Genomic DNA, 12,711 nt, shown 5'->3' with positions numbered 1-12,711 from the left:
GGGAACCGACGAATGGACCGCAAACTACTTGCCTGCGTCATCGAACATGGCTTTCAGGAAGCGCCGCAGCGCTCGCTGATCCTGCTCAGGGATATGCCGGTAATGCACGATAATTTGGGCCTCTTCGGCACTCAGGCTTCCAGCAACGGATCGCGCCCCCGTAAGGACGAACATCACGTCCACCCCCAAGCCCGAGATGGCGACGAGATAGGCAGAATCAGGGTTTCTGGCCCCACGTTCATAGCTTCCCTGCGTATTCCGGTTCACTCCGCCCGCTTGGGCCAGATCCTCTTGTTTGAGGTTCAACCGGACCCTTTCCTCGCGCAGCCGATCCCCGACCGTTCCGTCAGACGCTGATTCTGGCGCACAATTTTTCAAGCATTCACCCTTTACATGATTAATTTCGTGTGCATAATCACCTCCAATGAACTCAAAACAACGCGCACAAACAGGAGGAAACACACTATGCCCGCGCCAGTTACGCCGGAGCAAGCCCGCGCAGCGCTTGATCGAAAAGGGATGAGCATTGCGGAATTCAGTCGGATTCATGATTTGAACAAAAATTTGGTCAGTGACCTTCTCAACGGTCGTCGAAAAGGCCGCCGGGGGGAGGCACACCGCGCTGCAGTGCTGTTGGGCATCAAGGACGGCGAGATCTAAAAGTAAGGCCATAGGACTAGGAAGGACCACGAGAACATGAAAACCAAAATCCTCAATACGCGTCGCGACATGACCAGAGCAGTAATCAACGGCTTTCCCGGGGGGCGTATCGCTGCTGCTGCAGTCCTTGGGCTGACGCTCAAGCAGCTTGATAACCACGCCTATGAGAATAGCGAACGCCGTCCGCTTTCGGACGTGCAACTGCACCAGTTGGAGCAGCAAGCCGGAACCACCTACTTTCCCGAGTATGTCGCCCGTCTCTACGGCGGTATGTTCGCCCGCATGGCGCCGGCCGAACAGTTAGACAACGTCGAGCTGTACGCCATGTCGGTGCGCGTTTCCACGCACCGCGGCGCCGTGGATCAGGCGATTGCTCGCGCCCTCGATGACGGTTCGATCGACCAGGCCGAGGCAGACGAAATCCTTCTTAAGCACAACCGTCATCTGGCGTCCCGCCATGCAGAGGTTCTGTCCGCAATCGCGCTGTACAGCAAGCGGAAGACCGCACAGGTGGTCGCATGAATACCGAGAACTCTGTAATCGCCTTCCAGGACGTGCTGAAACGCTCTGCTCTGCACTACCTGGAGCGCCACCAGGCCGAGCATCTGACAGGTGACGACAAACTGTTCAGCCGGACAGTTACCCACCTGCAGAACGACTATGAGATCTCCGGCCCATCCGCCGAAAAAGCTGTGCATTTGGCCATGAGCGACATGGGCCTGTGCTGTATCACCACCCGCCCCGCGTAATTTCGCTGTAACCCCAATCAACCCGCCCTCCCCCGCTCTATCCGTGGGTTTGGGCGAGCTGCGCCCAAATCGAGGTTTGACGATGGAAAACGCCATGAAGATCGAAGCTGAACTGACCCCTGGTCAGGCTCAAGCGCTCTTGGCCAACCTGCGCGAGCAGTACCGAATCAGCCTCAATGAACTCTGGTACGACGATCAGTACCGGCTGATTCCGGATGGGATGCGGCACGGTTCGATTTTGGCCAGCTGCCCCGTAATGGCAGCACAGAAACGCCTCATGGGCGCCCTATCCCTCAGCCTCAAAGCAGTGAAATAACCAATGAAAGAAAAATTGCGCAGTGACGTGATCAAACGCCTGCAAACCGATTACGGGCTCAAGCACCGGACAAAAACTAACTACATGCGCGGCGGCACCTGCCCGAAATGCCGTCAGAAAACGCTGTACACCCGTTTTGATGCTCCTTGGTTGGTGATCTGCGGCAGACCTGAAAAATGCGCTCACACCCTGCATGTGAAAGAGCTGTACGAAGACCTGTTTGAAAACTGGAGCAAGCGTGCGCCAGCGACCGATCAAGACCCCAATGCGACCGCCCGCGCCTATCTGGAGTTCGCCCGGGGCTTTCGCATCGAGCTTATCCAAGGCTGGTTCACCCAGGAAAGCTTCTACTCCCCCGACCATAACGCTGGTAGTGCAACTGTCCGCTTCGCCCTGGAGAAGGGTGGCTGGTGGGAGCGCCTGATCGACCGACCGTACCGCTTTGGGAAAATGAAAGCGCGGTTCAAGTCGAAGGACAGCTATCGCGGAGTTTGGTGGTGCCCGCCGTGCGTGGATCTCCTGGAAGCGAAGGAAATCTGGATTGTTGAAGGAATTTTCGACGCCATCGCCCTGGTGCACAACGACATAGCGGCAGTCTCGGCCATGTCCTCGAATGCGTTCCCCGAGGAATCACTGCAGGCGCTTGCTCGTAACCGCGGCGGGAAGCTGCCCAAGCTGGTTTGGGCGCTCGACAACGAACCAGGAGCCCACACCTACACCAAACGCTGGGCAAAGCAGGCTCGGGCACTTGGGTTCGTCTGTGAGGCTGCACAGATCCCACTTCGCGACGGCCGCAAGACCGACTGGAACGACCTGCATCAGCGCTGGGGGTTCATCGAGGACGACAGCGAACGAGCTGACCAGATCGCGGCCGACCTCAAGCAAGCACGCCACCAAGGGGCCCTGCTGTTGGCCGAGAGCGCCGCCGAGAAGGCATTGCTGATGTACGACTGGAACAAGCGCGGGGAGTTTCACCTCGGCTTCGGTAACCGTCTGTACTGGTTCAAGTTGGACATGGAGAAGTTCAACCGGGCCATGCAAGACATCGAGGACAGCGAAAGCCACGACGACCAGTTGCTCAATCAATCGCAGCAACGCGAGAAGGCGCTGCAGCAGTCCGGCAGTGTGGTCGAGATCGCCAACTGCTACCCGCAGGCTTTGTACTTCCAACGTAACGAGGTCACAGATGAGTCCTGGTACTACGTGCGTGTTGACTTCCCTCACGACTCCGAAAGTGTGAAGAACACCTTCACCAGTGGCCAGCTGTCCGCCGCAAGCGAATTCAAGAAACGTCTGCTCGGAATGGCCGCTGGTGCCATGTACACAGGTAGCGGGCAGCAGCTGGACAAGCTGATGAAGGATCAACTGTTCGGTATCAAAACCGTTTCAACGATCGACTACGTGGGCTACAGCAAGGAATACGGCTGCTACGTGTTCGGCGATATCGCGATCAAGGACGGAGTGACCTTTAAGGTCAACAGTGAGGACTATTTCGAGTTCGGCAAGCTGCGGCTGAAAACGCTGCAGAAAGGCGTGCCAGTCAAGCTTCAACGTGATGGGAAAGAGTTCAACGAACAGTGGCTGCAGTTGCTATGGACATGCTTCGGTGCCCAGGGCCTGGTCGCCCTGGTGTTCTTCTTCGGCTCACTGTTCTGCGAGCAGATCCGGGCACGCTACCAATCGTTCCCATTCTTGGAGGCCACCGGCGAGGCCGGCGCCGGCAAAACGACCCTGCTCAATCTGCTATGGAAGCTGCTCGGTCGAGAGGGTTACGAAGGCTTCGATCCGATGAAGTCTACGAAAGCAGGCCGTTCACGGTTGATGGGCCAAGTGTCCGGGATGCCGGTCGTGTTTCTTGAGGCCGACCGCCACAGCGATGATCGATCTCACGCCAAGACCTTTGAATGGGACGAGCTGAAAGACTTCTACGGCGGCGGCACCTTGGCCACCAAAGGGGTCAAGACTGCGGGAAATGAAACCTACGAACCACCGTTTCGCGGAACGATCGCCATCAGCCAAAACGCTGCTGTAGTCGCCCATGAAGCGATCATGACTCGAATCGTGAAACTGCACTTCATCCGGCCGACAGTCACCCCAGAAAGCCGTGCAGCAGCAGACAAGCTGAACGCCCTGGATGGCGGCATCCTCAGCCACTTCCTGATTCGAGCCGTCGGCAAAGAGTCTGCCGTCCTTGAGCTTTTCGCCCAGCGCATGCCGGAGCACGAGGCCAAGCTACGCCGCCTGCATACCCATTGCTTTGCATGCAGTGCCGAGTACCCCAATGAACAGGGCAACTGCAGCACCTGCGGCTATGACTTGCGCGGCTACATCCGCGTCGAGCGTATCAGCAAGAACCACGCTCAATTGCTCGCCCTGCTCGATGCGCTGCGCTTGGTCCTGAACTTGAGTGATTACCAGGTAACAGCTACCCAACGCCAGATCGTCCGTATGGCGATCGAGCGCCAGGCGTCGATCAGCTCCGACCATCCGGCTGTCGCTGAATTTTGGGAGGTCTACGACTACCTCGAATCACTCAGCGAAGACCCGCTGGTCGACCACAGCAGCGATCCAAGCGTTATCGCAATCAACCTCAACGAATTCAGCGAACGAGCTGCGGAACACAAACAGAAACTGGCCGACGTGGCCACCCTCCGCGACCTGCTCAAAGAATCCCGATCGCACAAGTTTCTGGATGCGAACAAAGCCGTACACAGCGCCGTCCGCGTGGCGATGAACAACAGAACACCAATGGCGCCAGGCCGCCCAACAACGGTCAAGTGCTGGACTTTCAAAGCGTAAAAGGAGGCTACACCGATGCAAATTCAAGTTTTTCTAGGCAATGCCGGCGACGGCAAAACAAGCAAGCTGCAGGAAGTCCAGAGCCGTCTGGAGTGGATGGGCGAAAGCCACCCGATCATTCAGGCGGGTGCTTATGCCGAAGAAGGGTTGCGGCAGATCCTGGAGGTTCGAGCTGCAGCTGGCCAGCGAGAGATCCTGGTAGATGGGTGTAGTACTCAGCAGATTTTTAGCGTGTTGGAGTGGCAATCGTGCACTGAGGGCGATCCTGATTTCGCCGACCTGGTTATCCACCTGGCCCGCCAGGACTGACAGGAAAAGAAGTGATGTCGAGGAGTTGGCCCTCCCCGACATCCACCACCACTGAGGGCAACACAATGCAAGCACAGCACCAAAGCAGCAGCGAAGTGAAGGCTAACACACCGACCCGGCACCTGGTGGCAACCGCAATCATCGGGGCGGCGATGATCGGCTACCTGGTTCACAAAACACCTGATGCACGTACTCGTCTGGAGAGCCTGACGACCATGGCACAGCAACTTGGCGAACTGAGTGCCAGCGATTTGGCTGTCGTTGCGCAGCTGCTAGCCGCACCACCAGCAACAGTTCATCACCAGGTTTGGAAGAAGGATTGAGCCCATGTCCCCAACTGCTGAACAAGCATTGCAACGTGCCAGAACGCGCGCTGTAGACGCCTCAACGCAAAAGGCAACCACTAACCGGCGTTTCTGGACAACAGCCGAGGAAACCCTCCTGAGATCCTTGTATCCAAACACGCCCATGCCTGAGCTGATGGTGCAGATCGGACGCCCGAAAGCCGCGATCTACGGAAAAGCTAAGGAGCTAGGTTTGAAGCGTAGCGAAGCGTTCCTGGCCAGCGAGCATTCCGGCCGCTTGCGCCACGACGGAAACCCGGGCGAGGCCACACGCTTTAAAAAGGGTCACGGCACCTGGAACAAGGGCAAGCCTTTCAGCGCCGGCGGCAGATCCGCAGAAACACAATTCTCCGGTGGCCACGTACCGCACAACCATGTTCCCGTCGGTACGGAAGTCATGGCCACAGACGGCTATCTGAAAATCAAAGTTGCAGAGCCGAACACCTGGGAATGGACGCATAGACGTAACTGGCAAGCCGTTCACGGCCCAATTCCGGCCGGCCATTTACTTGTGTTCAGAAACAGGGACCACACCAACTGCAACGTGGACAATCTCGAACTGATAACCCGGGGCGAACTGATGAGGCGGAACACTATCCACCGATACCCGGAAGAACTGAAAACCACCATCCGCCAGTTGAGCAGGTTGAAACGAGCGATCGAGGCCGCGCATGAATAACAAGATGACAGATCTCAGGAACCATCTGTTTGCAACCCTGGAGGCGCTCCAGGATCCCGATAAGCCAATGGATATCGAACGAGCCAAAGCAGTTGCAGAGGTAGGGAAAGTGCTGGTTGACTCGGCAAAGGTCGAGGTTATGTATCTGAAAGTTATGGATGGTGACGGCAAAAGCACCGGTTTCATCGAGTCGGAGAAAGCGCTACCGTCACTTCCACATGCTGGGAGCCGATCGTGAGCAAGTTGGATCGTTTTATGCGGGAAAAGGATGTCATCGCTGTGACCTCTTTGTCCCACTCCACACTATGGCGAGTAATCAAACTGGGGCGATTTCCCAAGCCAATAGCTATTTCCCCTGGCCGGGTTGGGTGGCGGGAATCTGCGATCGCCGCCTGGCAGACAGACCCGGCAAAATGGCAAGCACCTGAAGCAACTGAAGCCGCATAACGCGGCTTCATCTATTCCAGCTTCGCGGTTACTACATTCACCTGTAACCATGTGGCCCAGCGCTGCAGCCCGCGCTGTTTTTCCTTGAAGTAGTCGTAGCGATCATAGTGTTTCGACGATACATCACCGAATGCATGCCCCTGGATGCGGTCTTTCAACTCTTTACTGAGGCCTGCAACTCCCATCAGCGTTTTACAGGTACGACGCAAGTCCCGAAGCGTAAAGGGACCATTGAACTTATCAGCATGCCGACCATAGAGCTTGGTGACTGCACGGGATAACGAGTTGGTATGCAGTGAGGCCCCCACTACCTTGCCCTCGAATGGGAAGACACTGCTCTCGCTGATTTCGTCCATGACCTTAAGGCTCTGCCGCATCAGCTTGTTGTAAGGCACCACATGCAACGAGCGCTCGCCCTCAACGCCTTTGTTACTCCGCATAATCAAATGGTCTTTCAGGTAGTTGCGACGTTCGGTCGCCAACAACTGCTCCGGGCGTTGACCACCGGCCGCGATCAGGAACTTGAGCAGTTCAGAGGTTGTTAGGGACAAGAACTCCGGCAGCATCTGCCACAGCGTGGCCAGTTCCTCAGTCGAAAGCGCTCGATCGCCTGGCTGTTCCCAGTCGGACTGCACCGGCACGCTGGCCACAGGGTTGGACTGCAGACCGAAACGCAATACCTTCTTCTGATAGCTTCGAGGGTTGAACTCCTGTTCAAGCGCCATTTGGAACGCCGCATGAAGCTGTGAGCGCAGTCGATTGCAATAGGTCGTAATGCCGGCTTCGATCATCCGGACGAGAATGTCCCGGATATCACCGGGGCCAAGTAACGACGCCGGTCGCTTGACCAGATCAGGGAAGGGCTCAGATACATAGTGCCTAAATGACCACTCCACATCAGAAGCCGATGCGGCACCTTCACCTTTCAACTTGGTGACATAGGCGTCCAGGACGTCCTGGAACGCTCCCTCCGAAGCCCTTACCTCCTTCTCTCCCCTACTGCAGTCCCTGGCGGCCGTAAGACTCAACGTCGGCCACGTGCCCAACTTGGTCAACTTCTTCTTACCTGCGACATGCCGCTGGAAATAGAACTCCTTTGTTCCATTCGGCCGGACCTTGATAACCAGCACTCCCTCCCCCCTGGCACTGCGGCCGTCCGATATGACGTAGTCCTTTTCGCGGGGCTTGAGGGCTCGTATCTGCTTTTCCGTGAGCATTTGGTGACAGTTCCTGGTGACAGTTCGCCTGAACGAAGGGGGTAAACGATGAGACAGCCTGAAACAACGAAGGAATCCCAACCCCTTGATTCTACTGGCCTAAAGGCATCCAAGCATACACATTGCTACAATATGAAACTCTACCCACCCAAGATTCCCAAGCTGATAACGAGGGTTCGATTCCCTTCACCCGCTCCACTTCCCCATTCCGGGACGTCTCGACCCAAGGCGGACGAGCCTGGAAACGCCGCTACTACCAGGCAGACACGCAAAACCCCATCTCCCCCAATCGACCAAGACTTCCAGCCCACACCAGCGTGATGGTTCTGTTGGGCCTGCCGCGTCAGATATTACTGAAACATCTCAACGAACATCCTTGTCGCAGCCATGGTTTGCCCGATTGTATTGGCAGCCACTGAAGGGTTACGCCGCGGCGGGGCAGCCATTGCCTGCGTTGGAAGCGCTGCGGGAGCCGGGAAAAACACGCTCTGGCCGCCGTGTCATACAAGGCCGTTTTTAAGAACCTTCTTATGTTCTCAGTGCAGAAACGGCGGGGAGAATTGCGCATTCGAACTCGCCGCACACTCACGAATCGTTGACGACTCGTGGAGTCGGCGCAGTCGAGACACTCCTGCCAACCCTTCACGCCCATCGATTCTGTACGAATGAAATCCATCAATATCGCAGTCTGATGATTCGATAATTCGTGTGGAGCGGCGTCCAGCGGAGCCCTACTCCATGACACTGAAGCCGACTCGCCTCTCTCTCGCCATCCTGGCGGTGTTGTTCCCGTCACTCTCCATGACCGCAGCAGCGGCCACCTATCCCAGCATCGACCTGTCCTCGCCCAATGGCGAATCCATGCTGCTCGATCCCGGCGATATGGTGGTCAATCGGCAAGTCGCTCCAGCCATCCTTATCAGTGGGGCCGGCAACGCTCTCGCGGGCGATCGCGTCAGCATCGAATCCGGGATCGCCGATACGGGAGTCGGGGCCACGGGTATTACCCTGAGATCGGGCGGGACACTGGACCTGTCCAATAGCACGATCAACACCCAGGGCTACCGCAATGCCCAAGGCGTAGTGGTGCAGGACGCCGGCAGCAAAGCCGTCCTGAATGGCAACACGATCACCACCGAAGGACAGGAATCCCACGGCGTATACGCCCGCGAGGGCGGCCAGGCCGAAGTCACCGGGGGGACGATCAGCGCCCGGGGCTATGGCGCCCATGGCCTGAATAGTGCGGGAGCAGGTTCGACAATTACCGCTCAAGGCTTGGAAATTACCGCCTGGGGAGCGGAAGCCGCCGCGGTCAATGCCGAGGACGGTGGGAGTATCGTCCTGGACAAGGCCAGGCTGAATGCCAACGACACTGCCACGCAATGGGGCAGCAGAGGCATCATGATCAACCGTGGCTCGGTCACTGCGACCCATACCGATATCCGCACGCTCCGCGGAAGGGGTATCGAGACATCCGGGGGAACGCTTTCGCTCTCCCAAAGCACCATCGACGCCTATAGTTCCGGTGTTCACCTGGGCAGCGCTTCGGGGGCCAGCATCACCCAATCCACGGCCAAGTTGACCGATGTGAAGATTCATTCCGAGGCGGGCTATGGCCTCAACGCACAAAGTGAGAGTCGCGCCACCCTGGAACGCGTACAGATCGACAGCAACGGCTCCCAGGTTTCAGGCATCTGGCTGCCGAGCAAGGCGGTCGTATCCGTCAAGGACTCGACCATCGAGATGACCGGCGCCAATGGCGTGGGTGTCGACAACCGCGCGGGTACTTTCACCATGGACGGCGGCTCGATCACCACCCACGGGACCAGCGGCCACGGTCTCTACTCATCCGAAGCCTGGACCGGCAGTGGCGGCCGCGCGACCAGTACGCTCCGTAACGTTGCCATCGAGACCTTTGGTCAGGCGGCCATCGGTGTGGTGTCGCGTACCGCTGTGTCCGATATCGCGTTCGAAGGCGGTTCGGTGACCACCCATGGGAAGACCGCCTACGGCATGCTGGTCAATGGCGGTCGCCTGCAGGCCACGGGGACGACAGTACGCACCACGGGAGATTTCGCCACCGGCTTGAGGATGGGCAACAGCGGCGCAACGGTCACGCTAGACGGCGTTGACATGCGCACCAGCGGTACGGGCGCTGCCGGCTTAATGGCCTACTCGATGAAGGCTGGAGTCGACAATGAAGTCACCATCCGCAACAGCCATATCGAAACCGAGGATGGGCATGGCATCACCGTCGAAGGTTCCGGCCTGACAGCGAACCTGGTCGATAGTATGGTCATCGGCAAATCGCGAAATGGCGGCAATGGCACCCTCCTGCAACTGGATGAATGGACCGGCAGCGACAACGCCAAGCTGAACATCGCCGCGCGTAACGTGCAGCTCAATGCACTGCGCAGCCGCCTCGAAGGCGATGTAGCGATCGATAGCGGATCGGCGAGCCTGAGCTTGCAGGACCATTCCATGCTGACCGGCGCACTGCTCGATCGGAACGGGCGGACCGTGGACAAACTGAGCATCGACGACAGCAGTGTCTGGCGCGTGCGCGGCAACTCGGCAGTAGCGGACCTGGACACGACGGGCAGCGTTTCCTTCGACACCCCTGGAAGCGATTTCAAGACGCTGGACATCAGCGGCAATCTCAAGGGTGGCGGCCTGTTCGAAATGCGCACCGACATCGGCTCCGGCCAGGGTGACCTGCTGCGTGTCGCAGGCACCGTCGAGGGCAATCACCGCGTACTGGTGGCCAACAGCGGGACCGAACCTGCGACGGCCAATGGCGCCCTGAAGCTTATCCAGACCGAAGGCGGTCCAGGCTCCTTCTCGTTGGCCAACAGGGGCCAGGTCGTGGACGTCGGGACCTACCGTTATGAGCTCAAGCGCGATGACAGCGCAGGCGGCCGACCTACGGACTGGAGGCTGTTGAATACCGGACGAAACGCCCCGGTCGAGCCTCCTGCGATAATCCCCCCTCCAGTAACTCCGCCTCCCGTGGAGCCCCCGCCTGTGCTGCCGCCACCGGTTCCGCCTCTCCCCGTCGATCCGCCACCGGTCACTCCCCCTGGCCCTGACAAGCCGCGGCCGGAACATTTGTCGACGGCTGCCAACGCGGCGATCAACACCTCGGCCGCCAGCACCGCGCAGGCGATCTGGCATGCGGAGTCAGGCACGCTGGCCAGGCGCATGGGCGAGCTGCGTCAGGGCAAGGATCAAGACGGGCTCTGGATACGCAGCTTTGGCGAGCGTCAGAAGCTCGATAACCATGGAGCGCGAGCATTCGAACAGACCGTCAGCGGGATGCAAATCGGCGCCGACAAATCCCTGCCGGTCGAGGATGGCCGTTGGTACATCGGCGGCATCGCCGGCTACAGCTCCGCCGACCGCCACTTCTCCGGCGATGGCTCGGGCAGTGCCAACAGCTATCACCTGGGCGCTTATACCACCTGGTTGGCGGATTCCGGTTGGTACGTCGATGGCGTGCTCAAGGCCAACCGTATACAGCAGGACTTCAAGGTGGAGGCCACCGATGGCCAAAGGGTGAAAGGCAAAACGTCCCAGAACGCCATCGGCGCCACCCTCGAAGCGGGGCGCCAGCTGCAATTGGGCGAGGGCTGGTTCGTGGAGCCGCAGGCTGGCATGGCGGTCGTCCACGTCAACGGCGATAACTATCGAGCCAGCAACGGGCTCGACGTTTCGGCCGGAGCCGGCAATTCGCTGCAATTACGGGCAGGCTCCGCGCTGGGTCGCCGCATCGAACTGGCCAACGCAGATTTTATCCAACCCTATGTCAAGGTAGGCCGTGCCCAGGAGCTCAACGGCAAAAGTACGGTGCGCACCAACGGCATCGCCACCCGCACCGACCTGTCCGGTGGCCGTACCGAGTTGGGCCTGGGCATCGCTGCCGCGCTGGGTGCCAGCCACCGCGTCTATGCCGACTATGAATACGCCAACGGCTCGAAGCTGGATAAACCCTGGTCGGTCAGCGCCGGCTACCGGTATACGTGGTGACAGCTCTCTTTGAGTCGACGCACTCATTGCCCGGCAAATACACACGTCCATTCGGTATTTGAAACCGCCCTGGCGTTCGGGCAAAAGGTCGAGGCCTTGCTCGCCCGTTCGCCGCGGTGAGACTTTAGTCGTACAGGTCGCCCACAGGCACGCGCGGACGAGTACGGCTACGCCCAGGTCGCATCCGGTGCATCGGCAGCGCTCGAAACTTCTACGATGGGCCCTCGCCTTTCACCGTAGAGACCGACCATGCGCCAGATCCTGCTCGCTCCCTTGCTCGCACTTTCACTGGTCGCCGGCAGCTGTCTGGCCGGCCCTTCGTTCGATCATCTCTACGCCTTTGGCGACAGCTATTCCGACAACGGCGCCAGCGACCGCTTGACCCGGGACATGCTCGCCCAGCAGCTCAAGGACGCTCAGCAACTGCCCGGCGAGCTGTACTGGCAAGGCCGCTGGAGCAACGGTCCGACTGCCGTCGAAGTGCTTGCCAAAAGCCTGCAACTGCCCCTCACCGACCACGCCGTTGGCGGCGCGAAAAGCGGCCGGAACAATTACTACGCCTGGATGACTGCGTACCGTGACACAGGAGTGAGCGGGCAAATCGACGACTACCTGGCCAACACCAAAGGCCAGGCCGATCCACGCGCGCTGTACTTCATTTTCATCAGCGCCAACGACTTTTTCGAGCACGCCGACTTCGGCCACCAGGAGCCGATCGACGAATTGGCCGCCAGCAGCATCAGCCATATCCAGAACGCCGTCAGCCGCCTGGCCAAGGCCGGGGCCAGGCATTTCCTGGTAATCGGCAGCACCGACCTGAGCCATGCTCCGGCAGTGGTGGCCAGCGGGCAGCGCGAACCGGCGCTGCGCTATCAGCAGATACTTGAACGGCAACTGCCGCCGCTGCTGGTGGCCGAGAGCAAAAAGCTCGATGTACAAATCACCTACTTCGACCACATCGCCTTCAGCGACCAGCTGCGCCGCCAGCCAGCCGAACAGGGCCTGACCCAGCTCGACCAGCCGTGCCAGCCGACCTACCCCGAGGTGAAGCCGGCATGCGCCCATCCAGACGAATATTTCTATTGGGATGAATGGCACCCGACCCGCAAGGTTCATGCCCTGGTAGGCGAAGCCATGGCCAAGGCCCTCGGCCAGGCCCGCTAAG

At 59.0% G+C, this 12,711-nt stretch carries 14 protein-coding genes; 12 read left to right on the top strand and 2 right to left on the bottom strand.

Annotation, left to right across the window (positions count from 1 at the left end; all coding sequences use genetic code 11):
- Positions 1 to 24 precede the first annotated feature (24 nt).
- On the bottom strand, positions 25 to 549 hold the full coding sequence (locus PVZ80_RS23445) for a helix-turn-helix domain-containing protein (protein ID WP_337960732.1): 525 nt from the start codon (positions 547 to 549) through the stop codon (positions 25 to 27).
- On the opposite strand from PVZ80_RS23445, the gene PVZ80_RS23440 reads away from it, so the two are divergent.
- From PVZ80_RS23440 to PVZ80_RS23395, 10 genes are all read left to right on the top strand, one after another.
- Entirely contained in the window at positions 466 to 660 is a 195-nt protein-coding gene (locus PVZ80_RS23440; RefSeq protein WP_273864621.1) for a DNA-binding protein, read from the top strand. The two genes, PVZ80_RS23445 and PVZ80_RS23440, sit on opposite strands and share 84 nt — an antisense overlap.
- Positions 661 to 696: 36 nt before the next feature.
- Complete coding sequence (locus tag PVZ80_RS23435; RefSeq protein WP_273864620.1) at positions 697 to 1,182, top strand: YmfL family putative regulatory protein; 486 nt, start codon at positions 697 to 699, stop codon at positions 1,180 to 1,182.
- A complete protein-coding gene (locus tag PVZ80_RS23430) occupies positions 1,179 to 1,409 on the top strand; it encodes a hypothetical protein (RefSeq protein WP_273864619.1) in 231 nt (76 codons plus the stop codon). The genes PVZ80_RS23435 and PVZ80_RS23430 overlap by 4 nt, the downstream gene beginning before the upstream one ends.
- 82 nt (positions 1,410 to 1,491) lie before the next feature.
- A complete protein-coding gene (locus PVZ80_RS23425) occupies positions 1,492 to 1,725 on the top strand; it encodes a hypothetical protein (protein WP_273864618.1) in 234 nt (77 codons plus the stop codon).
- A gap of 3 nt (positions 1,726 to 1,728) precedes the next feature.
- Complete coding sequence (locus PVZ80_RS23420) at positions 1,729 to 4,524, top strand: toprim domain-containing protein (RefSeq protein WP_273864617.1); 2,796 nt, start codon at positions 1,729 to 1,731, stop codon at positions 4,522 to 4,524.
- Between the two features lie 15 nt (positions 4,525 to 4,539).
- Complete coding sequence (locus PVZ80_RS23415) at positions 4,540 to 4,833, top strand: hypothetical protein (protein ID WP_273864616.1); 294 nt, start codon at positions 4,540 to 4,542, stop codon at positions 4,831 to 4,833.
- A 65-nt stretch (positions 4,834 to 4,898) separates the two neighbouring features.
- A complete protein-coding gene (locus tag PVZ80_RS23410; RefSeq protein ID WP_273864615.1) occupies positions 4,899 to 5,156 on the top strand; it encodes a hypothetical protein in 258 nt (85 codons plus the stop codon).
- A 4-nt stretch (positions 5,157 to 5,160) separates the two neighbouring features.
- Entirely contained in the window at positions 5,161 to 5,856 is a 696-nt protein-coding gene (locus PVZ80_RS23405) for an HNH endonuclease signature motif containing protein (RefSeq protein ID WP_273864614.1), read from the top strand.
- Positions 5,849 to 6,094: a hypothetical protein gene (locus tag PVZ80_RS23400; protein ID WP_273864613.1), complete on the top strand. Its 246-nt coding sequence runs from the start codon at positions 5,849 to 5,851 to the stop codon at positions 6,092 to 6,094. The genes PVZ80_RS23405 and PVZ80_RS23400 overlap by 8 nt, the downstream gene beginning before the upstream one ends.
- Positions 6,095 to 6,111: 17 nt before the next feature.
- The gene (locus PVZ80_RS23395) at positions 6,112 to 6,303 is read left to right on the top strand and encodes a helix-turn-helix transcriptional regulator (RefSeq protein ID WP_273864656.1); all 192 of its coding nucleotides are present in this window, start codon (positions 6,112 to 6,114) and stop codon (positions 6,301 to 6,303) included.
- A gap of 11 nt (positions 6,304 to 6,314) precedes the next feature.
- Here the strand turns inward: PVZ80_RS23395 and PVZ80_RS23390 are convergent, their stop codons facing one another.
- The gene (locus PVZ80_RS23390; RefSeq protein WP_273864612.1) at positions 6,315 to 7,520 is read right to left on the bottom strand and encodes a tyrosine-type recombinase/integrase; all 1,206 of its coding nucleotides are present in this window, start codon (positions 7,518 to 7,520) and stop codon (positions 6,315 to 6,317) included.
- Between the two features lie 738 nt (positions 7,521 to 8,258).
- Here PVZ80_RS23390 and PVZ80_RS23385 point away from each other — a divergent pair.
- Positions 8,259 to 11,546, top strand: a complete 3,288-nt coding sequence (locus tag PVZ80_RS23385; protein WP_273864611.1) for an autotransporter outer membrane beta-barrel domain-containing protein — start codon at positions 8,259 to 8,261, stop codon at positions 11,544 to 11,546.
- 249 nt (positions 11,547 to 11,795) lie between these two features.
- Positions 11,796 to 12,710, top strand: a complete 915-nt coding sequence (locus PVZ80_RS23380) for an SGNH/GDSL hydrolase family protein (protein WP_273864610.1) — start codon at positions 11,796 to 11,798, stop codon at positions 12,708 to 12,710.
- Position 12,711: the final 1 nt, after the last annotated feature.

It is taken from the genome of Pseudomonas sp. B3G-3 (genome assembly GCF_028640915.1).
GTDB classification, from domain to species: Bacteria; Pseudomonadota; Gammaproteobacteria; order Pseudomonadales; family Pseudomonadaceae; genus Aquipseudomonas; species Aquipseudomonas chlororaphis_I.
This window is presented reverse-complemented; position numbering and strand designations above follow the sequence as displayed.